Here is a 22,680-nt window from a genome sequence, read left to right as displayed (position 1 = left end):
TCTAAGTTTGTTCGAATGTCAACGACCAGAATCCGGCCGCGTCCGGGATTTCCGGGCGATCAAATCGGCAGGGTTAAGGAAAGGTTGACGGGCGTGCGACAGCCGTCAATGGAGCGACGACACGCTCTGGTGGCGGACTGTCCCGCCAGCCCGCCAGATCTGTCGAGGCCAAGATCAGCTCGAACCGAGCGGCACCACTTTGCCGTCGGCCAGCGTAACGCGCCTGTCCATGCGCGATGCCAGTTCGTGATTGTGGGTGGCGATCAGCGCCGCGAGGCCCGATTGCTTGACCAGCGCCGCCAGCGCCTCGAACACATAAGACGCGGTGACAGGGTCGAGATTGCCGGTCGGCTCGTCGGCCAGCAGCACCAGCGGCGCATTGGCAACCGCACGGGCAATGGCGACGCGCTGCTGCTCGCCGCCGGAAAGCTCGGACGGACGGTGCGACGCGCGCTTGCCGATCTGCATGTAGTCGAGCAGTTGCGCCGCGCGTTCGGCCGCCTCCTTGCGGCTCAGCCCTTTGATCAGCTGCGGCATCATTATGTTTTCCAGCGCCGAGAACTCCGGCAGCAGGTGATGGAACTGGTAAACGAAGCCGACATCGTTGCGGCGGATCGCCGTGCGCTCGTCATCGGAGAGCCGTCCGCAGGCACGGCCGGCCAGAATCACGTCGCCGGCGTCGGGACGCTCCAGCAGGCCGGCGGTATGCAAGAGCGTCGACTTGCCGGTGCCCGACGGCGCCACCAGCGCCACCATCTCGCCGCGTTTCAGCGAGAAATCGGCGCCATTGAGGATGGTGAGCTTGCGCGGCCCCTGGACGTAGTGCCGCTCGACGCTCTTCAGCTCGATAATGGCCTCGGCCATCATTCATACCTCAAGGCTTCGACGGGATCGAGGCGGGCGGCCCGCCACGCCGGAAACACCGTCGCCAGGAAGGAAAGCCCGAGCGCCATCAGGATGACATAGGTCGTCTCGCGCGGGTCCATCTTCGCCGGCAGCTGGCTGAGGAAATAGAGCTCCGGGTTGAACAGCACCTTGCCGGTCATCCAGGAGAAGAACTGGCGGATGGATTCGATGTTGGTGCAGATCAGCACGCCGAGCAGCACGCCGGCGATCGTGCCGGTCACGCCGATCGCCGCGCCCGTCATCAGGAAGATGCGCAGGATAGCGCTGCGCGACGCCCCCATGGTGCGCAGGATGGCGATGTCATGCCCCTTGTCCTTCACCAGCATGATCAGGCCGGAAATGATGTTCAGCGCCGCCACCAGCACGATCAGCGTCAAGATCATGAACATGACGTTGCGCTCGACCTGCAGCGCGGAGAAGAAGGTCTCGTTACGCTGGCGCCAGTCGACGAGATCGATCGGCCGCTGCGCCGCCTCCTCCACCTTCGGTTTCAGCGCGTCGACGTCGTCGGGATTATCGACATAGATTTCGATCGTCTGCGCGCGGCCGTCCATGTTGAAATAGAGCTGTGCCTCCGAGAACGGCATGTAGACGATGGAACTGTCATATTCCGACATGCCGACCTCGAAGATCGCCGCGATCTTGTAGCCCTTCATGCGCGGTGTCGTGCCAAGCGGCGTCACGTCGCCGTCGGGCGAAATCAAGGTGATGGTGTCGCCGAGCGCCAGGCCGAGATTCTCGGCCATGCGCTTGCCGATGGCGACGCCCTCGCCGGTGTCGAAACCGGCGATCGAGCCCTGTTTGACGTTGCTGGCAACGATGGCGATCTTGCCGAGATCCTCACCGCGTATGCCGCGCACCAGCGCGCCGGTTCCGCCGCCGACATTGCCTTGCGCCAGCACCTGGCCGTCGATCAGCGGGATGGCGTATTTGACGCCGGGCACACCGTTGATGCGGCTGGCGACCTGCGCGTAGTCCTCAAGCGGCGAATCGAGCGGCTGCACGATCAGATGGCCGTTGACGCCGAGGATGCGCGTCAACAGTTCCGCCCGGAAGCCGTTCATCACCGCCATCACCACGATCAGCGTGGCGACCCCCAGCATGATGCCGAGGAAGGAGATCGAGGCGATCACCGAGATCACCGTCTCCTTGCGCCGCGAGCGCAAATAGCGCCAGGCAACCATGCGCTCGAACATGGAAAAGGGTCCGGCGCCCGCCGATCTTGCCGCCGCCAGTTCGCTCATGCGGCGACACCGAAGCGCTTTTTCGCATCGGCGATCGGCAGCGTCTCGCGCTCGCCGGTCTTGCGATTCTTGATCTCGATCTCGCCGCTAGCCACACCGCGTGGCCCGACGATCACTTGCCACGGCAGGCCGATCAGGTCGGCGGTGGCGAACTTGCCGCCGGGCCGCTGTTCGGTGTCGTCGTAAAGCACGTCCTTGTCGGCGGCGATGAAAGCGGCATGCAGCTCATTGCAGACGCGGTCGCAATCGGCATCGCCCGCCTTCATGTTGATCAGCCCGATGTCGAACGGCGCCACCGCTTCCGGCCAGATGATGCCGTTGTCGTCATGGCTGGCCTCGATGATCGCCGCGACCAGCCGCGACGGACCGATGCCGTAGGAGCCGCCGGAGACGAAATGATCCTTGCCGTCGGGCCCGGTCACCTTGGCGCCCATCGGCTTGGAATATTTGTCGCCGAAATGGAAGATGTGACCAACTTCGATGCCGCGCGCCGAAACCTTGTCGTTGTCGCCGATCTTCTCCCACGCCGCCTCGTCATGCATCTCGTCGGTGGCCGCGTAGGGCGTCGTCCATGTCTTGACGATGTCGCCGATCTCGGCGTCGTTGGCGAAGTCGGTGGTCTCTCCGGGTACATTGAGCGAAAGATAGTCGCGATGGCAGTAGACCTGGCTCTCGCCAGTGTCGGCGAGGATGATGAATTCATGGCTGAGATCGCCGCCGATCGGTCCGGTGTCGGCCCGCATCGGAATCGCTTGCAGGCCCATGCGGGTGAACGTCCTGAGATAGGACACGAACATCCTGTTGTAGGCCGCCTTGGCGCCCTCGAAGTCGAGGTCGAAGGAATAGGCGTCCTTCATCAGGAATTCGCGCGAACGCATGACGCCGAAGCGCGGCCGCACCTCGTCGCGGAACTTCCACTGGATGTGATAGAGATTGAGCGGCAGGTCCTTGTAGGACTTCACATAGGCGCGGACGATCTCGGTGACCACTTCCTCATTGGTCGGGCCGTAGAGCATGTCGCGGTCCTGCCGGTCCTTAATGCGCAGCATCTCCTTGCCGTAATCGTCATAGCGGCCGCTTTCGCGCCACAGATCCGCCGACTGAATGGTCGGCATCAGGATTTCCAGCGCACCGGCGCGATTCTGCTCTTCGCGGATGATCCGGCAAACCTTGTCCAGCACCCGCTTGCCGAGTGGCAGCCACGAGAAGCTACCCTGCCCCTGCTGGCGTATCATGCCGGCGCGCAGCATCAGCCGGTGCGAGACGATTTCGGCCTCGCGCGGATTTTCTTTGAGGATAGGCAGGAAATAGCGCGACAAACGCATGGACTGGTCCGTGAGTGAGGATGCCGCGCGGGAATCGGCGCGACACGGGCTGCTTGCCCCGGCTTCATAGCCATTTCATGGCGGAATGGAAACCCGGACGCATCGGCCTGAAAATCGGGAGTCGGTTTTCGGAAAAGCACGATGCGTGGGGTCGAAACTGTCGGGGCTTCCTTCGCGCGTCCCACTGACGCGCGGCGCTCCAAGGCGCCGCGGTGCCCGCGCGCGTCTTACTGGTTGTTTCCCAAGCATAGCCTGCCACACTATTGTGCACTGCAGCACGAGAATGCCCGTTTCAAGGCAAAATTCTTCGTGACATTTTCATTCGCCTTGGGCTAGTGTGCCCCGATAACCGAGAGGGTAGAGAAAAATCTGCTCTCCTACGCGGTCAAAGTCTTGGGAGGATGCGATCTAGGCGCGGTTATTCGCTGCCGCCGGAAACCGGAAACAGATCGGACGCGTTTAAATTGCAAGGCCTCGTGCCTTGCATTTTTTTTGTGCAAACATCTAGTTAGCACCGGAGATTGACAAACCACTTGACCTAACGTCAGCCGGCGCAAGGCATAGCCGCGGGCCTTCAGGCGATATCGTGTCGACCTCGAATGCGCTGAAGCGCGGGCCTGAAGACGGTCTATTTCCCCGGGGTCTGACTGAATTCCGGAATGATGTGCGGGACCTCGTCGAGGCTGTACCCCAACCCCTTCGTCAGGCCATAGAAAATGCCCATCAGAACCGCCGTCGCGACGGTGGTTCGCAGGATAGCGCGCAGCATATGCGGGCCGCGCGGCGCACTTGGAACCGTGCCCAGCGTCACATCGTGATCGTCGTCCTGTGTCCTGACGCTGAACGGCAGCACGACGAACAGGACGATCCACCAGGTGGCGAAGAAAAGTGCGGTGAACGAAACCCAGCTCATGATTGCTCCAGTTCGATCAGCGTGCCGAAGAAATCCTTCGGATGCAGGAACAGCACCGGCTTGCCATGAGCGCCCAGCTTCGGGTTGCCGTCGCCCAGCACGCGCGCGCCGGCAGCCTTGAGCTGGTCGCGCGCGGCCAGGATATTGTCGACCTCATAGCAGAGATGATGCATGCCGCCGGAAGGATTTTTCGCCAGGAAGGCCGCGATCGGCGAGCCCTCGCCCAACGGCTCGAGAAGTTCGATCTTGGTGTTGCCGACATTGACGAACACCACGGTGACGCCATGCTCCGGCAGTGCCTGCGGCTCCGTCACTTCGGCGCCGAGCGTGTTGCGGTAGGCGGCAACGGCAGCGGTCAGGTCCGGCACCGCAAGCGCGACATGGTTCAGGCGTCCGAGCATATCCGAGCTTTCCCTCCCGGGTCCAATGGCTGGCGTCATACGTCAAATCGACTGATATCAACAGCCTTTCACGAGGCGCGCACTGTCGCACTTTGATGAGCGATCTTCGACCTCCCTCGGACAAGCAGAGGGATTCAAAATTACGACCCAGGCTGTTCCTATCGACAGCTGCGAAGTACAAACGGCAATGTTCGACACCCACCCTGCTCGCCCACGCGTTTTCACATTTGGTCTTGGGTCGTTCAAAGTTGCCGCTTTGCTCGATGCCGTCGATGTTCGCGACAACCTTGCGTCGGCCCTGGCGCCTGGACAGTCGCCAACCGCAGTGCACGAACTCGCAATCTCGAACTTTATCGACCGCGATCGTTACGAGCACTGCTTCATCCCAACGCTAATCGACACCGGTTCCGAAAAAATCCTGTTCGACACAGGATGCGGAGACGAGGATAGTTTACTTCTGGAGTGTCTGCAGGACCTTGGGCTCGGGCCTGATGACATTGACTTTGTGATTATCACCCACGGGCACCCGGATCACATCGGAGGGCTTGTGAAGAATGGCGAACCCGTTTTCAGGCGGGCACGCCATGTATTCGGCGCGGCGGAATTCAGCTTCTGGACCAAGGGAAATGCGGTGCGCGAGGCCAGATTGAAGAACCGTGATCTATTCAGGCAAATTTGCAGCAACCTGGCTGACCAGGCAACATTCATAGCGCCCGGAGATGAGGTTGTGCCAGGCATTACCGCCATCGACGCGGCCGGTCATTCCCCAGGACTCTTGGCGTTTCTCGTCGAAAGTGACGGGCAGCAATTGCTCATCTGGTCGGACGCCTTCCTGCACTATGTCGTGTCCATCCAACGGCCGGAGTGGCGTGCCGATCTCGATGATGACAAGGAGCAAGCCGTCGAGACCCGCAAGCGACTGTTAACGATGGCCGCAAAGCGGCGTCTGCTGATCGCTGGCCATCACATGCCATTTCCAGGCCTGGGTTACATCGAGCCGGTGAACGGTTCTTTTCGCTGGCTTCCCGTCAGCTATCAGCTGAACGCGTAGCGAACGCTGCCGCCCTCACCTTGTGACGAATACAGTCACCAGCGGTTTCTTGCCCCAGGCTTCGTTGGCGGCGCCGCGTACGGCGCGCCGTACCGCCTCTTGCACCAGGTCGAGATCTTTTCGACGTTGGCGGGGAATAGAATCCACCGCGCCGACTGCCGCATCAATCATCAGATCCTCGAGCGTCTCACCGCTGGCATCTGCCTCGGCGACGCCGATGGCGACCAGATCGGGATCACCGGCGAGTTCATATTTGTCGTCGAGCACGACATTGACCGCGACATGGCCGGCAAAGGACAGTTTGCGCCGGTCGCGGATGCCCATCGCCTGATCGGTGCCGATCAGATTGCCGTCCTTGTAGACGCGTCCGAACGGCACCTGGTCGATGATCGTGGCCGGGCCGGGAGCGAGCCGCAGCATGTCGCCGTCCCGCACCTGCGCGACCTGGCCGATGCCAGAGGTCGACATCAGCGACCCCTGCGCCACCAGATGCGCGGCCTCGCCATGCACCGGCACGCCGATCTGCGGGCGCACCCATTCGTACATCTTGCGCAATTCGCTGCGCCGCGGATGGCCGGAGACATGCACCAGAGCGTCGCCGTCCTCGATGATCTTGATGCCGAGGTCGATCAGGCGGTTCTTGATTTCGAGGATCGCCTTCTCGTTGCCGGGAATCGTGCGCGAGGAGAACACCACCGTGTCACCGGCCGTCAGCGACACCGACTTCATCTCTTCGCGCGACAGCTTGGCAAGCGCCGCCAAAGGCTCGCCCTGGCTGCCGGTGCAGATGATCACCAAGTTTTCGCGCGGGATGAAGCCAAAATCCTCCTCTGCGATGAACTCCGGCAGACCGTCCATGTAGCCGAGTTCATCGGCGACATCGATGACCCGCTTCAGCGAGCGCCCGAGCACCAGGCACTGGCGGCCGGCATCACGCGCCGCTTTGGCAATGGAGACGATGCGTCCGACATTGGAGGAGAATGTGGTGACGGCGACGCGGCCCTTGGCGGCCTGGATGACGCCCTTCAGTCCTTCGCCGACGGCGACTTCCGAGGGTGACTCGCCTTCGCGCAGCGCATTGGTCGAATCGCAGATCAGCGCCAGAACGCCCTTGTCGCCATAGGCGCGGAAACGCGCCTCGTCGGTTTTCGGGCCGATCGTCGGTTCCGGATCGATCTTCCAGTCGCCGGTGTGGATGACGGTGCCGGCCGGTGAGGTGATTGCCAGCGACATCGGCTCGGGAATCGAGTGTGCGACCGGGATAGCTTCGATCTCGAACGGACCGACGGTGAATTTCTCGCCTGCCCGGTAGATCGTCAGCGGGATCTTCGGTGCGCCCTGCTCGCCCTGTCGCTTGGCCTCCAGCAGGCCGGCGCTGAACGGCGTCATCCACACCGGAGCCTTCAGCTTCGGCCAGGTGTCGAGCAGCGCGCCATAATGGTCTTCATGCGCGTGCGTAATGATGATGCCGCGCAGATTGGCGAGGTTCTCCTCGATGAAACGCGTATCGGGCAAGATCAGATCGACGCCCGGATGCGCCGCGTCGGGAAAGGTCACGCCGACATCGATGACGATCCACTCGCGCGCGCTTGGCGGGCCGTAGCCATAGAGGGCGAAGTTCATGCCGATCTCGCCGACGCCGCCGAGCGGCACGAAGACGAGTTCGGCGTTTTCCGCTTTCGCCATGATTTTTCCCTTCCTGGCCCTCAGGCCAAGCCCTTTAGACCCTGGCCGATGCGACCGCGCCGAAATGCACGTCGCCGGCGGCGATCGTCAGAACCGAACCTTCATCGTCGCGGATCACGAAACGGCAGTCCTCGTCAATGGTTTCAAACACCCCACGCACCACATTACCGTCAATTCTGACAGCAACCTCGCCGCCGAGCCCTGCTGCACGTGCCAGCCAGCGTTGCCTGACGGCGGCAAGTCCGCGCCCTTCGTCCCACAGCCGGGCATTCTCGCTCCAGGCATCCGACAGCGCCAGAAACAGTGTTTCCGCATCGCATGTCGCGCCAAGCGCGCGCAATGATGTTGCCGGATAAGGCAAATCCTCGGGATAAGCCACAACATTGACGCCGATGCCGACCGCCACCGCGAAGCGGCCACCGTCCAGGATCGCCGATTCCAGCAGGATGCCGGCCAACTTGGCGCCGGAGGCAAGCACGTCGTTCGGCCATTTCAGCTCGAAACGGCTTTTGCCCGCGCTTGCACCATCGAGGCCGATGGCGATCCGGCCCTTCGGCACGACCGCGTCCAGTGCATCGGCCAGCGCCAGTCCGGCGACGAAGCCCAGCGTTGCGGCTAGGCGAAGCTCGGCAGTGGTCATGACAAGCAGCGTCGCCGCCAGATTGCCTTCGGGCGTCGCCCAGACGCGGCCTCGCCGTCCGCGCCCGCTTTCCTGCTTCTTGGAAACGACCCACAATCTGCCCGGATCGCCTGCCCGGGCATGGTCCAGCGCCAGCGCATTGGTGGAGCCGACGCTATCATGCGCCTCGAGCCGGAACCCTTCCGACGCCGAGGTTGGAGCCAGCCGAAATGCCATGCCGTCTAGAAAAATGTCTTGGCGGCGGCTTCGGCGTAGGTGCCGATCGGCCCGCCGATCAGCACATAGAACAGCACGAAGGCGCCACTGACGCCGAGCACCAGGCGCAGTTCCGTCGCCATCGGCACAAAGCCGCCGACCGGCTCGTCGAACCACATGATCTTGATGATGCGCAGATAATAATAGGCGCCCACCACCGAGGCCAGCACGCCGATGATCGCCAGCGCGTAGAGATTGGCTTTGATGGCGGCAAGGAAGACGTACCATTTCCCCCAGAAGCCGGCGAGCGGCGGAATGCCGGCCAGCGAGAACATCAGGATGGTCAGGATCGTCGCCATGATCGGGTTGGTCGACGACAGGCCGGCCAGGTCGCTGATCTGTTCGACATTGCCTTCCTTGCGCCGCATGGCGAGGATGAAGGCGAAGGTGCCGAGCGTCATCACCAGGTAGATCAGCATGTAGATGGCAACGCCACGCACGCCGGCTTGGCTGTTGGCGGCAAGGCCGACCAGCGCGTAGCCCATGTGGCCGATCGAGGAATAGGCCATCAGTCGCTTTATGTTGGTCTGGCCGATGGCGGCGAAGGCGCCAAGCGCCATCGAGGCGATCGAGATGAAGACGATGATCTGCTGCCAGTCGGCGGCGATCGGCTTGAACGCGCCCATGGTGACACGCACGATCAGCGCCATCGCCGCCATCTTGGGTGCGGCCGCCAGAAAGGCCGTCACCGGGGTCGGCGCGCCCTCATAGACGTCGGGCGTCCACATGTGGAACGGCACCGCCGAGATCTTGAAGGCAAGGCCGGCCAGCACGAAGACGAGGCCGAAGACCAGGCCAAGCTGGCGCTCGCCGCTGCCCAGCGCCGAGGCGATCTCCTGGAAGCCGGTGTTGCCGGTGTAGCCGTAGACCAGGCTGATGCCGTAGAGCAGCATGCCCGACGACAGCGCGCCGAGGACGAAATATTTCAGGCCAGCCTCGGTCGAACGCAGATTGTCGCGGTTGATCGCCGCCAGCACGTAGATCGCCAGCGACTGCAGTTCGAGGCCGAGATAGAGCCCGATCATGCTGTTGGCCGAGATCATCAGCATCATGCCGAGCGTGCAAAGCAGGATCAGCACCGGATATTCGAACTTGTCGAAATGCTCCGCCTTGGCAAAGCGCATCGACATCACCAGCGTCACCGCCGAACCGATCAGCGCCAGCACCTTCATGAAGTGGGCGAAGGAATCCTGGATGAAGGCGTTGCCATAGGCGCTGCCCTGCCCGGTGTGGAAGATCAGCCAGGCGCCTGACATCACCAGCACGGCGACGGCAAGGCCGGTCACCGTGTTGGCGGTGTTGGCGCGCGAATAGGCGCCGACCATCAGCAGCGCCAGTGCACCGATGGCAAGGATCAGCTCTGGCGTCGAGAGCGACAGGCTGGAGAGAAGGTCCGGCGTCATGGTTCGCAAAACCTCTGGTCAGTTCGCCGCCGCGGTCTGCGCGGCGCCGATGGATGCAGTGACATTGGTGACGAGCGACTTGACTGATTCAGCCGTCGCGTCGAAGACGGGTGCGGGATAGACGCCGAAGAAGATGACCAGCACCACCAGCGGGTAGATGATCGCCTTCTCGCGCGGCGACAGATCCAGCAGGCCCTTCAGGCTGTCCTTGGTCAGCGCGCCGAAGATCACCCGGCGGTAGAGCCACAGCGCGTAGGCCGCCGACAGGATGACGCCGGTGGCGGCGAAGAACGCCACCCAGGTGTTGACCCGGAACACGCCCAGCATCGTCAGGAACTCGCCGACGAAGCCACTGGTGCCGGGCAGTCCGACATTGGCCATGGTGAAGACCATGAACACGGTGGCGTATTTCGGCATGTTGTTGACCAGCCCGCCATAGGCGGCGATCTCGCGCGTGTGCATGCGGTCGTAGATGACGCCGACGCACAGGAACAGCGCGCCGGAGACGAGGCCGTGGCTGAGCATCTGGAAGATGGCGCCCTGCACGCCTTCCTGGTTCATGGCGAAGATGCCCATGGTGACGAAGCCCATATGGGCGACCGAGGAATAGGCGATCAGCTTCTTCATGTCGTCCTGCATCAGCGCCACCAGCGAGGTGTAGATGATGGCGACAACCGACAGCGTGAACACCAGCGGCGCGAACATTTCCGACGCCAGCGGGAACATCGGCAGCGAGAAGCGCAGGAAGCCGTACCCACCCATCTTAAGCAGAATTGCGGCCAGGATCACCGAGCCCGCCGTCGGCGCCTCGACGTGCGCGTCGGGCAGCCAGGTGTGCACCGGCCACATCGGCATCTTCACCGCGAAGGAGGCGAAGAAGGCGAGCCACAGCCAGGTCTGCATGTTGGCCGGGAAATTGTGCGTCAAAAGCGTCGGGATGTCGGTCGTGCCCGACTGATAGAACATCGCCATGATGGCGAGCAGCATCAGCACCGAGCCGGCCAGCGTGTAGAGGAAGAACTTGAACGAGGCATAGACGCGCCGCTTGCCGCCCCAGACGCCGATGATGATGAACATCGGGATCAGGCCGGCTTCGAAGAAGACGTAGAACAGCACGATATCGAGCGCGCAGAACACGCCGATCATCAGCGTCTCCAGCAGCAGGAAAGCGATCATGTAGGCCTTGACGCGCTTCTCGATCGCGTCCCACGAGGCCAGGATGCACAGCGGCATCAGGAAGGTCGTCAGGATGACGAACAGCATCGAGATGCCGTCGACACCCATGTGGTAGGAGATGCCGGAGTCGAGCCAGGCGACCTTCTCGACGAACTGGAAGCCGGCTTGCGAATTGTCGAAGCCTGTCCAGATGAACACCGAGATGATGAAGGTGAACGTCGTCGTCAACAGCGCGATGGCGCGGATGTTGCGGAGTGCGTTTTCGCTGTCATCCTTGATGAACAGGATAAGCAGCACACCAACCAGCGGCAGGAAGGTGACCAGCGAGAGGATTGGCCAAGCGGTCATCAGAGCATCATCCAGGTGACGAGTGCGGCAACGCCGATCAGCATGGCGAAGGCGTAGTGGTAGAGGTAGCCGGTCTGCAGCTTGACGACGCGGTTGGTGACGTCGACGACTCGCGCCGAGATGCCATCCGGCCCAAGGCCATCTATGATGGTGCCGTCGCCGGTCTTCCACAGGAAATGGCCGAGGCGCTTGGCGGGCCGCACGAACAGGAAGTCGTACAGTTCGTCGAAATACCACTTGTTGAGCAGGAATGCGTAGAGCAAGCGATGGTTGGCGGCGACGCTTCGGGGCAATTCCGGTGAGCGGATGTAGAACTTCCAGGCCACCGCGAAGCCGATCAACATGGCGATGAAGGGCGACAGCTCGACCCACAGCGGCAGTTCGTGGATCTCGTGCAGGATGTGGTTTTCCGGCAGCGTGAACAGCGATGCCTTCCAGAATTCGGCATAGCCTTCGCCGATGAAGGCGCCGTGGAAGATGATGCCGGCAAACAGCGCACCCGCAGCCAGGATGAACAGCGGCACCAGCATCACCGGCGGCGATTCATGGACGTGGTGCATGACCTCATGGCTCGCCCGCGGCTGGCCGTGGAAGGTCATGAAGATCAACCGCCAGGAGTAGAAGGAGGTGAAGCAGGCGGCGATGACCAAAAGCACGAAGGCGAGGCCGGCAACCGAATTGTGGCTTGCAAAGGCGCTTTCGATGATGGCGTCCTTGGAGAAGAAGCCGGCCGTGCCGATGACCGTCACCGGAATGCCAACGCCGGTCAGCGCCAGCGTGCCGATCACCATCATCCAGTAGGTGGTCGGGATCAACGACCTTAGGCCGCCCATCTTGCGCATGTCCTGCTCGTCGGAGACGGCATGGATGACCGAGCCCGAGCCGAGGAACAGCAGCGCCTTGAAGAAAGCATGCGTGAACAAATGGAAGATCGCGGCACCATAGGCGCCGACGCCGAGCGCCACGAACATGTAGCCTAGCTGCGAGCAGGTCGAGTAGGCGATGACGCGCTTGATGTCGTTCTGGACGAGACCGACCGTCGCGGCGAAAAAGGCGGTAAAGGCGCCGATGAAGGTCACGACCGTCAGCGCCGAATGCGACAGTTCGAACAGCGGCGACAGCCGCGCCAGCATGAACACGCCGGCGGTCACCATGGTTGCGGCATGGATCAGTGCCGAGACCGGCGTCGGGCCTTCCATGGCGTCCGGCAGCCAGGTGTGCAGCGGCACCTGCGCCGACTTGCCCATCGCGCCCATGAACAACAGAAGGCAGACGATCGTCATTGCCGACTGCTTGTCCAGTGCATGGCCAAGGAAGGTCAGCACGGCAGCACCTTGCGGCGCGCCTTCAGCGGGGATGAACGTCGCCGCATTGGCGAAGATGGTGCCGAGATTGACCGAGCCGAACAGCACGAACAAGCCGAAAATGCCGAGCGCGAAGCCGAAATCGCCGACGCGGTTGACGACGAAGGCCTTGATGGCGGCGGCATTGGCTGACGGCTTCTTGTACCAGAAACCGATCAGCAGGTAGGACGCGAGACCCACCCCTTCCCAGCCGAAGAACATCTGCACCAGGTTGTCCGCCGTCACCAGCATCAGCATGGCGAAGGTGAACAGCGACAGATAGGCGAAGAAGCGCGGCCGGTTCGGATCGTGGTGCATGTAGCCGATCGAGTAGATGTGGACCAGCGCCGACACCGTGTTGACCACCACCAGCATCACAACCGTCAGCGTGTCGATGCGCAGCGCCCACGACGCCTCGAGACCGCCCGACTGGATCCAGCGCAGCACCGGCACAGTGAACACCTCGCCGTGGCCGAAGCCGACGGTGAAGAAGGCGACCCACGACAGTACCGCGGCGATCACCAGGAAGCCTGAGGTGATGTATTCGGATGCCTTGGCACCGAGCGACGTGCCGAACAGGCCGACGATCAGGAAGCCGAGCAGGGGAAGGAAGACGATGGCCTGATACATGGTGGTTCCGTCAACCCTTCATCATGTTCACGTCTTCGACCGCGATCGAGCCGCGGTTGCGGAAGAAGACGACGAGAATGGCAAGTCCGATGGCGGCTTCAGCCGCCGCGACCGTCAGCACGAACAGCGCGAACACCTGGCCGACCAGATCGCCAAGTGCGGCCGAAAAGGCGACGAAGTTGATGTTGACCGCAAGCAGGATCAGCTCGACCGACATCAGGATGACGATGACGTTCTTGCGGTTCAAGAAGATGCCGAACACGCCGAGCGTGAACAGGATCGCCGATACGGTCAGATAATGTGCGATGCCGACGACCATCTCAGACTCCTTCGCCCGACTTGACCTTGCGGATTTCCATGCCGGTCGCCGCGGTGCGGCCGACCTGGGCTGCGATCGACTGCCGCTTGATCCCTTCCTTGTGGCGCAGCGTCAGCACGATGGCGCCGATCATGGCGACCAGCAGCACGAGGCCCGAAATCTGGAAGTAGTAGAGGTAGTCGGTATAGAGGATGTCACCGAGTGCGGCCGTGTTTGTCCGCGTGGCGAGATCCGGGATGGGTTTCGAGACCGTCGCGGCCAGCTGCGGCGCGAATGTATAGCCGCCCAGCACGACGATCAGCTCCGCCGCCAGGATCAGCCCGACCAGCGCGCCGATCGGTGCATACTGCAGCGCCCCTTCCTTCATCTCGGCGAAATCGACGTCGAGCATCATGACGACGAACAGGAACAGCACCATCACCGCGCCGACATAGACGACGAGCAGGATCATCGCCAGGAACTCGGCGCCGGTCAGCATGAACAGACCGGCGGCGTTGAAGAAGGTCAGGATCAGGAACAGCACCGAATGCACGGGGTTGCGCGACGAAATGACCATGAACGCCGACGCCACCGCGACAAAGGCGAAGAGGTAGAAAAAGGCCGCCTCTAGTCCACTCAGCATGGGGTTCCCCCGGGTTCCTGTCCGAACAGGACGCTCGTCCTGTTCGATCTTGCTTGCCGCCGCCTCCGGTCGGCAAGTTTCGTTGTGTCCTTAGACGAGGCCCCTCGCCCCGTCCATGCGTCAAATATCAGCGATACGGCGAGTCCAGCGAGATGTTGCGCGCCAGTTCGCGCTCCCACCGGTCGCCATTCGCCAACAGCTTGTCCTTGTCGTAGTAAAGTTCCTCGCGCGTCTCCGTCGCGAACTCGAAATTCGGCCCCTCGACGATGGCGTCGACCGGGCAGGCTTCCTGGCAGAAGCCGCAATAGATGCATTTCACCATGTCGATGTCGTAACGCACCGTACGGCGCGTGCCGTCATTGCGGCGCGGACCGGCCTCGATGGTGATCGCCTGCGCCGGGCAGATCGCCTCGCACAGCTTGCAGGCAATGCAGCGCTCCTCGCCATTGGGATAGCGGCGCAGCGCATGCTCGCCACGGAAGCGCGGGCTGGTCGGCCCCTTCTCGTGCGGATAGTTGATCGTCTCCTTCGGCGCGAAGAACTGGCGCATCGACAGGAAGAAGGCGCTGACGAAATCCTGCAGCAACAGCGATTTTGCGGCTTGGGACAGAGCGGACATCACGCAAACCCCGTGATCTTGAGGAAGGCGGCGGTGGCGACCACCATGAACAGCGAGATCGGCAGGAACACTTTCCAGCCGAGCCGCATCAGCTGGTCGTAGCGGTAGCGCGGCACGAAGGCCTTCACCATCGAGATGCCGAAGAACACGAAGCAGACCTTCAGCACGAACCAGATGACGCCCGGCACCCAGGTGAACGGCGCGAAATCGAAGGGCGGCAGCCAGCCGCCGAGGAACAGGATGGTGGCCAGCGCGCACATCAGAACGATGGCGACATACTCGCCGAGGAAGAACAGCAGGAACGGCGTCGACGAATATTCGACCATGTGGCCGGCGACCAGTTCCGATTCGGCTTCCACCAGATCGAAGGGCGGCCGGTTGGTCTCGGCCAGCGCCGAGATGAAGAAGATGACGAACATCGGGAACAGCGACAGCCAATGCCAGTCGAGGAAGGTGTTGGGCAGGCCGAGCTTGGTGCCCAGACCATCCTGCTGCGACATCACGATGTCGGACAGGTTGAGCGAGCCGGCGGTGAGCAGCACGGTGACGATGACGAAGCCGATCGAGACTTCGTAGGACACCATCTGCGCGGCCGAACGCAGCGCGCCGAGGAACGGATATTTCGAGTTGGACGCCCAGCCGCCCATGATCACGCCATAGACCTCGAGCGAGGAGATGGCGAAGACATAGAGGATGCCGACATTGACGTTGGCGATCGCCCAGCCCTGGCTGACCGGAATGACCGCCCAGGCCGAGATCGCCAGCACGGCCGAGACCAGCGGCGCCAGGAGAAAAACGCCCTTGTTGGCGCCGGACGGGATCACCGGTTCCTTGAAGACGAACTTCAGCAGATCTGCGAAGGCCTGCAGCGTGCCCCAGGGGCCGACCACGTTCGGGCCACGGCGCAACTGAACCGCCGCCCAGATCTTGCGGTCGGCGTAGAGGATGTAGGCGACGAAGATCAAAAGCACGACGATCAGCACGACCGACTTGAGAAGGATCAGCAGCGCCGGCAGCACGTAGAAGGAAAAGAAAGTGTCCATGCTTATTCCGCCGCCTGCTTGAAGCCGCTCTTGGCCAGCGCCGAGCATTCCGCCATCACGGCCGATGCCCGCGCGATCGGGTTGGTCAGGTAGAAATCCGTGACCGGCGAGGTGAAGGTGCCCTTGTTCAACCGCCCGCCGAGCTTCGCCACCTCAGCGAGGTCCTCGGCATGGCCGGCGGCGACCTGATCGATGCGGGCCAGATGCGGGTATTCGCCATAGAGCTTGGCACGCAGCTGCGGCAGCGAATCGAATGGCAGCTTCTTGCCCAGCACATCCGACAGCGCCCGCAGGATCGCCCAGTCCTCGCGCGCGTCGCCGGGTGCGAAGCCGGCGCGGTTGGTCTGCTGCACGCGGCCTTCCGTGTTGACATAGGTGGCCGATTTTTCGGTGTAGGCAGCCGCCGGCAGGATGACGTTGGCGCGATGCGCGCCGTGGTCGCCATGCGTGCCGATATAGACGACGAAGGCGCCGCCGGTCTTGCCCATGTCGATCTCGTCGGCGCCGAGCAGGAACAGCAGCCCCATCTCGCCCAGCATGCCGGCGACGTTCTTGCCGCCCTCGCCCGGCACGAAGCCGAGATCGAGGCCGCCGACGCGACCGGCCGCATTGTGCAGCACGGCAAAGCCGTTCCAGTCCGCCCTTGCGGCGTTGACGGCGGCGGCGAGTTTTGCCGCTTGGCCGAGCACGGCCGCGCCATCGGCGCGCGCCAGCGCGCCCTGGCCGACGATGATCAGCGGATGCGACGCCTTTTTCAGCGTCTGGAAGAACTTGCCGTTGCCATCGGCCAGATCCCTCAGCGAATCCGGACCGGCGCCCAGCTGTTCGTAGTCGTAGCGTGTGTCGCCGACTTCGCCGATCACGCCGACCGGCAGATTGCCGATCCGCCAGCGCTTGCGGATGCGGGCGTTGAGCACCGAGGCTTCATAGCGCGGATTGGCGCCGATGATCAGCACCGCATCGGCCTGCTCGATGCCTTCGATGGTCGGATTGAAGATATAGCTCGCCCGGCCGAGCGCCGGATCGAGTGCGGCGCCATCCTGACGGCAATCGGTGTTCTTCGAACCGAGCGACGCCATCAGCAGCTTCAGCGCATAGATTTCCTCGACCGCGGCGAGATCGCCTGATATGGCGCCGATCTTCTCGGGTGCCGCCTTCGACACCGCATCCTTGATCGCGGCAAAAGCCTCGGCCCAGCTTGCGGGAACCAGTTTGCCGTCCTTGCGCACATAGGGACGGTCGAGGCGCTGCGTGCGCAGGCCGTCCCAGATGAAGCGGGTCTTGTCGGAAATCCACTCCTCATTCACCGCTTCGTTGACGCGCGGCAGGATGCGCATCACTTCGCGGCCACGGCTGTCGACGCGGATCGCCGAGCCGACGGCGTCCATCACGTCGATCGATTCGGTCTTGGTCAGTTCCCACGGCCGCGCCTGGAAGGCGAACGGCTTGGAGGTCAGCGCGCCGACCGGGCAAAGGTCGATGACATTGCCCTGCAGCTCCGAGGTCATCGCCTGTTCGAGGTAGGTGGTGATCTCGGCATCCTCGCCACGGCCGATCAGGCCAAGTTCGGAAATGCCGGCAACCTCGGTGGTGAAGCGGACGCAGCGCGTGCAATGGATGCAGCGGTTCATTACCGTCTTGACCAGCGGTCCGATATACTTGTCTTCGACCGCCCGCTTGTTCTCGTGATAGCGCGAGGAATCGACGCCGAAGGCCATCGCCTGGTCCTGCAGGTCGCATTCGCCGCCCTGGTCGCAGATCGGGCAATCCAGCGGATGGTTGATCAGCAGGAATTCCATCACGCCCTCGCGGGCCTTCTTGACCATCGGCGTGTTGGTGAAGATTTCCGGCGGCTCGCCATTCGGGCCAGGGCGCAGGTCACGCACGCCCATGGCGCAGGAGGCCTGCGGCTTGGGCGGTCCGCCCTTCACCTCGATCAGGCACATGCGGCAGTTGCCGGCGATCGACAGCCGCTCATGGAAGCAGAAGCGCGGCACTTCCGCGCCAGCGTCTTCCGCCGCCTGCAGCAGCGTGTAGTGGTCGGGTACAGTGATCTCTTTCCCGTCGACCTTGAGTTTTGCCATTCGCCTCAAACCCCTGCGGATTCCCGCAATCTCTTGTCCCGGGCACGGTCGAAACCGCACCCGGCAATTCATTCATTTCCTGACGATGAGCGCCGCCGCCTGGGCAGTCCAATCGTCACGGCCGATGCGGCCGGTGAGCGACAAATAGTCCTCGACCCAGGCAACCTCTTCCGGCGCCCATGCCGCGATCTGGGCATATGTCCAGATGCCCAGGCTATTGAGAACCTTCTCCAGCTTCGGGCCGATGCCCGATATCGCCTTGAGGTCCGACGGCTTCGCGGGCTTGTCCATGGCCTTCGGCTGCCTGAAATCCTCCGGCATCAATCCGGCCGGAACCGCACCCGCCATCGGGCCTGCGTCGACGACCGGCACTGTGTCGGCTGCCTCCCTGGCAGCCATATCGGTCACGTCCTGCGCGAAGGACTGTGCCTCGGCGATCAACGTCCTGGTCGCGGCGCGCGCCTTGGACGCGTTCTTTTCCGTCTCCGAGAAGCGCTCGGTGCGCGCCTCGAAATCATCGACGATCGGCTGCAGCAGCCGTTGCGAGGCTTCGGCAGCCCCCGAAAGCGCGCCCAGCCAGACGCCGAAGGCGTGGTTGACCAGCCCGATGCCGAGCGCCGACATCGCCGCCGCACCCGCCACAGGGTGCACGAAAAGGTTGACGGCACTGGCCATCTCCTTCGGCATCATCCTAGTCAGGTCCTGATTCATCTTTTCGAAATGGTCCAAATTGGGCATCAATGAGGTGGGTGTCGAATACGGCGCCATAGATATCTCCTGGTCGTTTGTTCGTTCGCCCCGCCACGGTTGTCTCAAATCGGGCACTTGCCCGTATCTCGCTTCGGGCTTTCGCCCGATTTCACAAATTCTCTATTCCGCCGCCACCATCACTGGCTCGGCCCGATGCGCATTGCGCGAAAACTCGTCGATGCGCCGTTCCACCTCGCCGCGGAAATGCCGCATCAGGCCCTGGATCGGCCATGCCGCCGCGTCGCCCAGCGCGCAGATCGTGTGGCCTTCGACCTGCTTGGTGACGTCGAGCAGCATGTCGATCTCGCGCTTCTGCGCCTCGCCGCGCACCAGCCGCTCCATCACCCGCCACATCCAGCCGGTGCCTTCCCGGCACGGCGTGCACTGGCCGCAGCTCTCGTGCTTGTAGAAGTAGGAAAGCCGCGCGATCGCCTTCACGATATCGGTCGACTTGTCCATGACGATGACAGCCGCGGTGCCGAGGCCGGATTTGAGATCGCGCAAAGCGTCGAAATCCATCGGCGTGTCGATGATCTGCTCGGCCGGCACCAGCGGCACCGAGGCGCCGCCCGGAATGACCGCCAGGAGATTGTCCCAGCCGCCGCGAATGCCACCGCAATGCGTCTCGATCAGTTCGCGGAACGGGATCGACATCGCCTCTTCAACCGTGCACGGATTGTTGACGTGGCCGGAGATGCAAAACAGCTTGGTGCCGACATTGTTGGGCCGGCCGAAGGACGAGAACCAGGCGGCACCGCGGCGCAGGATGGTCGGCGCAACCGCGATCGATTCGACATTGTTGACGGTGGTCGGGCAGCCATAGAGGCCGACATTGGCCGGGAATGGCGGCTTCAGCCGTGGCTGGCCCTTCTTGCCTTCGAGGCTTTCGAGCAGCGCCGTCTCCTCGCCGCAGATATAGGCGCCGGCGCCGTGATGCATGTAGATGTCGAAGTCGTAGCCGGACCTGTTGTTCTTGCCGATCAGCTTGGCCTCGTAGGCCTCGTCGATGGCGCGCTGCAGCGCCTCGCGCTCGCGAATGAACTCGCCGCGCACATAGATGTAGGCGGCAATCGCACCCATGGCGAAGCCGGCGAGCAGACAGCCTTCGACCAGCGTGTGCGGGTCATTGCGCAGGATGTCGCGGTCCTTGCAGGTGCCGGGCTCGGATTCGTCGGCATTGACGACGAGATAGCTCGGGCGGCCGTCGCTCTGCTTGGGCATGAACGACCATTTCAGGCCGGTCGGGAAGCCGGCGCCGCCGCGTCCACGCAGGCCTGACGCCTTCATCTCGTTGACGATCCACTCGCGCCCTTTGGCGACGATGCCGGGCGTATTGTCCCAAGCGCCGCGCGCCATCGCGCCGGCCAGCGACTTGTCGAAGCGACCGTAGATGTTGTTGAAGATGCGGTCTTTGTCCTGAAGCATTTCTCGTCCCTCAGACCGGCTTCTTGCCGAAGACGCGGATGTATTCGGCGACGCCGCCCTTGGCGAGCGCCTTGGCCTGCTTGACCCAGTCGTCGCGATCGATGCGGCCATGGAAGGCGAGATAGCCGTCCACCCATTCGCGCTCGGCCTTCTTCCAGGACGCAACCTGCGTGAAGGTGAAGATGCCCAGCGAATGCAGGACGCCTTCGATCTTCGGGCCGACCCCGGAAATCAGCTTGAGGTCATCGACCAGCGCCGGCCTGTCGATCCCGGCCGGACGGTTCTTGTACTCGAGCGAGGGTTTTGCCGGCTTGGCAGCCTTCGCGGCTGGCGCCTTGACTTCCGGCGCCTTGAAGGCGGTTGCCGGCTCGGCCTTGGCCGTGGGGCCGCTGCGCTGCTTGGCGACTTTTTCGACTTCCGGTGCTGCCGTGTTGGCATTGGCGGCCGAATGCAGCGGGGCCGAAACGCTCGCCGCCCTTTCAACCGCCGGCGCGACCTTGGCCTTTGAAGGCGTCTTCAATGCCGGGCTGGTTTCAGGGGCATCGGTCTTCGGCTTGCTGGCATTGGACGGCGCGACGGGGGCGGCAGCTGGCTCGTGCACAACCTTGGCGATTATCGCGTCCGGCGCCGCCTTGGCGGCCTTGGCCGCCTCCCTGGCTTCCCTGTCGCGGGTCGACTTGAGGATCGCCTTTTCGCTCTTCAGGGTCGTGAGGCCGGAGGCCGGCTCCGAGCCGGTGCGGCCGTCCTGCGGTCCGGGCACCACCGAAGCGCCCTTGCCGGCGTCGTAGAGATCGATGATTTCGGCCAGCCGCTCCGGCGTCAAATCCTCGAACGTATCCTTGAAGATCATCACCATCGGCGCGTTGACGCAGGCGCCGAGGCATTCGACCTCCTCCCACGACAGCGTGCCCTTGTCGTTGGTGTGGAACTGGTCGTGATGGATCTTGGAACGGCACACATCCATCAGCGCTTCAGAGCCGCGCAGCATGCACGGCGTTGTGCCGCAAACCTGGATGTGGGCGCGCGTGCCGACCGGGCTCAACTGGTATTGCGTATAGAAGGTGGCGACTTCCAGCCCTCGGATACGCGGCATCCCGAGCATGTCCGAAATCGTCTCGATCGCCGCTTTCGTCACCCAGCCTTCCTGCTCCTGCGCCAGCATCAAAAGCGGAATGATGGCCGACTGTTCGCGGCCCTTGGGGTATTTCTTCAGCCATTGCTTCGCCGCAGCCGCATTCGCCCGGTTGAAGGCGAAGGAGGCTGGCTGGACGCTGGCTTCTGCGAGACGGCGGACTGACATTTAGCGATCGACCTCACCAAACACGATGTCGAGGGAGCCGAGAACGGCGGTGACGTCGGCCAGCATGTGGCCTCGGCAGAGGAAATCCATCGCCTGGAGATGCGCGAAACCGGGTGCGCGCAGTTTGCAGCGGTAGGGCTTGTTGGAGCCGTCGGAGACGAGATACACGCCGAACTCGCCCTTCGGCGCTTCGACCGCGGCGTAAACCTCGCCGGCCGGCACGCGGTAGCCCTCGGTGTAGAGCTTGAAGTGATGGATCAGCGCTTCCATCGAGCGCTTCATCGCCTGGCGCTTCGGCGGCACCACCTTGCCATCGAGGTTCGACACCGGGCCGGTGCTTTCCTTGCCGAGCAGGAGATCGACACATTGCCGCATGATCTTCGCCGACTGGCGCATCTCTTCCATGCGCACGAGGTAGCGATCGAAACAGTCGCCGTTCTTGCCGATCGGAATGTCGAAATCCATTTCCGAATAGCATTCATAGGGTTGCGACTTGCGCAGGTCCCAGGGCGCACCCGAACCACGCACCATGACGCCCGAAAAGCCCCAGGCCCAGGCATCGGCCAGTGAAACCGTGCCGATGTCGACATTGCGCTGCTTGAAGATGCGGTTGCCGGTGAGCAACTGATCGAGGTCGTCGATCGACTTCAGGAACGGGTCGATCCACTTGCCGATATCTTCGACCAGCTTCTGCGGCAGGTCCTGATGGACGCCGCCGGGACGGAAATAGGCCGCATGCATGCGCGAACCGCTGGCGCGCTCATAGAACACCATCAGCTTCTCGCGCTCGACGAAGCCCCACAGCGGCGGCGTCAGCGCGCCGACGTCCATCGCCTGCGTCGTCACATTGAGGATGTGCGACATGATGCGGCCGATCTCGCAATAAAGCACGCGGATCAGCTGGCCACGCTTCGGCACGTCGATGCCGAGCAGGCGCTCGGCGGCCAGCGCGAAGGCGTGTTCCTGGTTCATCGGCGCGCAATAGTCGAGCCGGTCGAGATACGGGATCGCCTGCAGATAGGTTTTGGCCTCGATCAGCTTTTCCGTGCCGCGGTGCAGCAGCCCGATATGCGGATCGACGCGATCGACAACCTCGCCGTCGAGCTCCAGCACGAGGCGCAAAACGCCGTGCGCCGCAGGGTGTTGCGGGCCGAAGTTGATGTTGAAGTTGCGGACGGAGGTTTCAGCCATTCTGGC

Annotated in this window: 20 protein-coding genes; 1 reads left to right on the top strand and 19 read right to left on the bottom strand. The window is 62.9% G+C overall.

Going from position 1 to position 22,680, the window contains the following annotated elements; translation table 11 throughout:
* Window positions 1-174: 174 nt before the first annotated feature.
* The 5 genes from ACFSQT_RS30975 to mce form a co-directional block, all read right to left on the bottom strand.
* Window positions 175-867 carry an ABC transporter ATP-binding protein gene (locus ACFSQT_RS30975; RefSeq protein WP_379025281.1) on the bottom strand — a complete coding sequence of 231 codons (693 nt, stop codon included), beginning with the start codon at window positions 865-867 and terminating at the stop codon, window positions 175-177.
* Entirely contained in the window at window positions 864-2,150 is a 1,287-nt protein-coding gene (locus ACFSQT_RS30970) for a lipoprotein-releasing ABC transporter permease subunit (RefSeq protein WP_379025279.1), read from the bottom strand. The genes ACFSQT_RS30975 and ACFSQT_RS30970 overlap by 4 nt, the downstream gene beginning before the upstream one ends.
* A complete protein-coding gene (gene proS / locus ACFSQT_RS30965) occupies window positions 2,147-3,475 on the bottom strand; it encodes a proline--tRNA ligase (RefSeq protein ID WP_379025277.1) in 1,329 nt (442 codons plus the stop codon). Before proS ends, ACFSQT_RS30970 begins: the two co-directional genes overlap by 4 nt.
* Window positions 3,476-4,103: 628 nt before the next feature.
* Window positions 4,104-4,388 carry a DUF1467 family protein gene (locus ACFSQT_RS30960; RefSeq protein ID WP_379025275.1) on the bottom strand — a complete coding sequence of 95 codons (285 nt, stop codon included), beginning with the start codon at window positions 4,386-4,388 and terminating at the stop codon, window positions 4,104-4,106.
* A complete protein-coding gene (gene mce / locus ACFSQT_RS30955) occupies window positions 4,385-4,789 on the bottom strand; it encodes a methylmalonyl-CoA epimerase (protein WP_379025273.1) in 405 nt (134 codons plus the stop codon). Before mce ends, ACFSQT_RS30960 begins: the two co-directional genes overlap by 4 nt.
* A gap of 187 nt (window positions 4,790-4,976) precedes the next feature.
* Between mce and ACFSQT_RS30950 the strand changes: the two genes are divergently transcribed.
* On the top strand, window positions 4,977-5,840 hold the full coding sequence (locus ACFSQT_RS30950; protein ID WP_379025271.1) for an MBL fold metallo-hydrolase: 864 nt from the start codon (window positions 4,977-4,979) through the stop codon (window positions 5,838-5,840).
* A gap of 15 nt (window positions 5,841-5,855) precedes the next feature.
* On the opposite strand, the gene ACFSQT_RS30945 is transcribed toward ACFSQT_RS30950, so the two are convergent.
* From ACFSQT_RS30945 to ACFSQT_RS30880, 14 genes are all read right to left on the bottom strand, one after another.
* A complete protein-coding gene (locus ACFSQT_RS30945; protein WP_379025269.1) occupies window positions 5,856-7,526 on the bottom strand; it encodes a ribonuclease J in 1,671 nt (556 codons plus the stop codon).
* Window positions 7,527-7,560: 34 nt separating this feature from the next.
* Window positions 7,561-8,382 (bottom strand): biotin--[acetyl-CoA-carboxylase] ligase, encoded by an 822-nt coding sequence (locus ACFSQT_RS30940; protein ID WP_379025267.1) that lies wholly within the window; start codon window positions 8,380-8,382, stop codon window positions 7,561-7,563.
* A 5-nt stretch (window positions 8,383-8,387) separates the two neighbouring features.
* Complete coding sequence (gene nuoN, locus ACFSQT_RS30935) at window positions 8,388-9,824, bottom strand: NADH-quinone oxidoreductase subunit NuoN (protein WP_379025265.1); 1,437 nt, start codon at window positions 9,822-9,824, stop codon at window positions 8,388-8,390.
* Between the two features lie 18 nt (window positions 9,825-9,842).
* Window positions 9,843-11,348, bottom strand: a complete 1,506-nt coding sequence (locus ACFSQT_RS30930; RefSeq protein ID WP_379025263.1) for an NADH-quinone oxidoreductase subunit M — start codon at window positions 11,346-11,348, stop codon at window positions 9,843-9,845.
* A complete protein-coding gene (gene nuoL / locus ACFSQT_RS30925; protein ID WP_379025261.1) occupies window positions 11,348-13,321 on the bottom strand; it encodes an NADH-quinone oxidoreductase subunit L in 1,974 nt (657 codons plus the stop codon). The genes ACFSQT_RS30930 and nuoL overlap by 1 nt, the downstream gene beginning before the upstream one ends.
* A 10-nt stretch (window positions 13,322-13,331) precedes the next feature.
* Entirely contained in the window at window positions 13,332-13,640 is a 309-nt protein-coding gene (gene nuoK, locus ACFSQT_RS30920) for an NADH-quinone oxidoreductase subunit NuoK (RefSeq protein ID WP_019858930.1), read from the bottom strand.
* A gap of 1 nt (window position 13,641) precedes the next feature.
* Window positions 13,642-14,262, bottom strand: a complete 621-nt coding sequence (locus tag ACFSQT_RS30915) for an NADH-quinone oxidoreductase subunit J (protein WP_379025258.1) — start codon at window positions 14,260-14,262, stop codon at window positions 13,642-13,644.
* 127 nt (window positions 14,263-14,389) lie between these two features.
* Window positions 14,390-14,881 carry an NADH-quinone oxidoreductase subunit NuoI gene (gene nuoI, locus ACFSQT_RS30910; RefSeq protein ID WP_023812382.1) on the bottom strand — a complete coding sequence of 164 codons (492 nt, stop codon included), beginning with the start codon at window positions 14,879-14,881 and terminating at the stop codon, window positions 14,390-14,392.
* Complete coding sequence (nuoH, locus tag ACFSQT_RS30905) at window positions 14,881-15,924, bottom strand: NADH-quinone oxidoreductase subunit NuoH (protein ID WP_379025256.1); 1,044 nt, start codon at window positions 15,922-15,924, stop codon at window positions 14,881-14,883. The genes nuoI and nuoH overlap by 1 nt, the downstream gene beginning before the upstream one ends.
* A 2-nt stretch (window positions 15,925-15,926) precedes the next feature.
* On the bottom strand, window positions 15,927-18,008 hold the full coding sequence (gene nuoG, locus ACFSQT_RS30900) for an NADH-quinone oxidoreductase subunit NuoG (protein WP_379025254.1): 2,082 nt from the start codon (window positions 18,006-18,008) through the stop codon (window positions 15,927-15,929).
* A 72-nt stretch (window positions 18,009-18,080) separates the two neighbouring features.
* Complete coding sequence (locus tag ACFSQT_RS30895; protein ID WP_379025252.1) at window positions 18,081-18,776, bottom strand: NADH-ubiquinone dehydrogenase; 696 nt, start codon at window positions 18,774-18,776, stop codon at window positions 18,081-18,083.
* 102 nt (window positions 18,777-18,878) lie between these two features.
* A complete protein-coding gene (gene nuoF / locus ACFSQT_RS30890; protein WP_379025250.1) occupies window positions 18,879-20,183 on the bottom strand; it encodes an NADH-quinone oxidoreductase subunit NuoF in 1,305 nt (434 codons plus the stop codon).
* Between the two features lie 10 nt (window positions 20,184-20,193).
* Window positions 20,194-21,483, bottom strand: coding sequence for an NADH-quinone oxidoreductase subunit E (locus ACFSQT_RS30885; protein WP_379025248.1), 1,290 nt, complete (start codon window positions 21,481-21,483; stop codon window positions 20,194-20,196).
* Window positions 21,484-22,674 (bottom strand): NADH-quinone oxidoreductase subunit D, encoded by a 1,191-nt coding sequence (locus ACFSQT_RS30880; RefSeq protein ID WP_379025246.1) that lies wholly within the window; start codon window positions 22,672-22,674, stop codon window positions 21,484-21,486. It abuts the gene before it with no gap.
* Between the last annotated feature and the right edge of the window lie 6 nt (window positions 22,675-22,680).

Source organism: Mesorhizobium calcicola, from assembly GCF_042682105.1.
GTDB classification, from domain to species: Bacteria; Pseudomonadota; Alphaproteobacteria; order Rhizobiales; family Rhizobiaceae; genus Mesorhizobium; species Mesorhizobium calcicola.
The sequence above is the reverse complement of the archived record's forward strand: the minus strand, read 5'-3'. Positions and strand labels throughout refer to the sequence as shown.

Excerpts from the sequence above, each read along its gene's own strand:
- mce (WP_379025273.1), bottom strand. The coding sequence starts at position 4,789 with ATGCTCGGACGCCTGAACCATGTCGCGCTTGCGGTGCCGGACCTGACC.
- nuoG (WP_379025254.1), bottom strand. The coding sequence starts at position 18,008 with ATGGCAAAACTCAAGGTCGACGGGAAAGAGATCACTGTACCCGACCAC.
- proS (WP_379025277.1), bottom strand. The coding sequence starts at position 3,475 with ATGCGTTTGTCGCGCTATTTCCTGCCTATCCTCAAAGAAAATCCGCGC.
- ACFSQT_RS30915 (WP_379025258.1), bottom strand. The coding sequence starts at position 14,262 with ATGCTGAGTGGACTAGAGGCGGCCTTTTTCTACCTCTTCGCCTTTGTC.
- nuoL (WP_379025261.1), bottom strand. The coding sequence starts at position 13,321 with ATGTATCAGGCCATCGTCTTCCTTCCCCTGCTCGGCTTCCTGATCGTC.
- nuoN (WP_379025265.1), bottom strand. The coding sequence starts at position 9,824 with ATGACGCCGGACCTTCTCTCCAGCCTGTCGCTCTCGACGCCAGAGCTG.
- ACFSQT_RS30895 (WP_379025252.1), bottom strand. The coding sequence starts at position 18,776 with ATGGCGCCGTATTCGACACCCACCTCATTGATGCCCAATTTGGACCAT.
- ACFSQT_RS30970 (WP_379025279.1), bottom strand. The coding sequence starts at position 2,150 with ATGAGCGAACTGGCGGCGGCAAGATCGGCGGGCGCCGGACCCTTTTCC.
- ACFSQT_RS30880 (WP_379025246.1), bottom strand. The coding sequence starts at position 22,674 with ATGGCTGAAACCTCCGTCCGCAACTTCAACATCAACTTCGGCCCGCAA.
- ACFSQT_RS30945 (WP_379025269.1), bottom strand. The coding sequence starts at position 7,526 with ATGGCGAAAGCGGAAAACGCCGAACTCGTCTTCGTGCCGCTCGGCGGC.
- ACFSQT_RS30960 (WP_379025275.1), bottom strand. The coding sequence starts at position 4,388 with ATGAGCTGGGTTTCGTTCACCGCACTTTTCTTCGCCACCTGGTGGATC.
- ACFSQT_RS30930 (WP_379025263.1), bottom strand. The coding sequence starts at position 11,348 with ATGACCGCTTGGCCAATCCTCTCGCTGGTCACCTTCCTGCCGCTGGTT.
- nuoK (WP_019858930.1), bottom strand. The coding sequence starts at position 13,640 with ATGGTCGTCGGCATCGCACATTATCTGACCGTATCGGCGATCCTGTTC.
- ACFSQT_RS30950 (WP_379025271.1), top strand. The coding sequence starts at position 4,977 with ATGTTCGACACCCACCCTGCTCGCCCACGCGTTTTCACATTTGGTCTT.
- ACFSQT_RS30975 (WP_379025281.1), bottom strand. The coding sequence starts at position 867 with ATGATGGCCGAGGCCATTATCGAGCTGAAGAGCGTCGAGCGGCACTAC.
- nuoI (WP_023812382.1), bottom strand. The coding sequence starts at position 14,881 with ATGTCCGCTCTGTCCCAAGCCGCAAAATCGCTGTTGCTGCAGGATTTC.
- ACFSQT_RS30885 (WP_379025248.1), bottom strand. The coding sequence starts at position 21,483 with ATGTCAGTCCGCCGTCTCGCAGAAGCCAGCGTCCAGCCAGCCTCCTTC.
- nuoF (WP_379025250.1), bottom strand. The coding sequence starts at position 20,183 with ATGCTTCAGGACAAAGACCGCATCTTCAACAACATCTACGGTCGCTTC.
- ACFSQT_RS30940 (WP_379025267.1), bottom strand. The coding sequence starts at position 8,382 with ATGGCATTTCGGCTGGCTCCAACCTCGGCGTCGGAAGGGTTCCGGCTC.
- nuoH (WP_379025256.1), bottom strand. The coding sequence starts at position 15,924 with ATGGACACTTTCTTTTCCTTCTACGTGCTGCCGGCGCTGCTGATCCTT.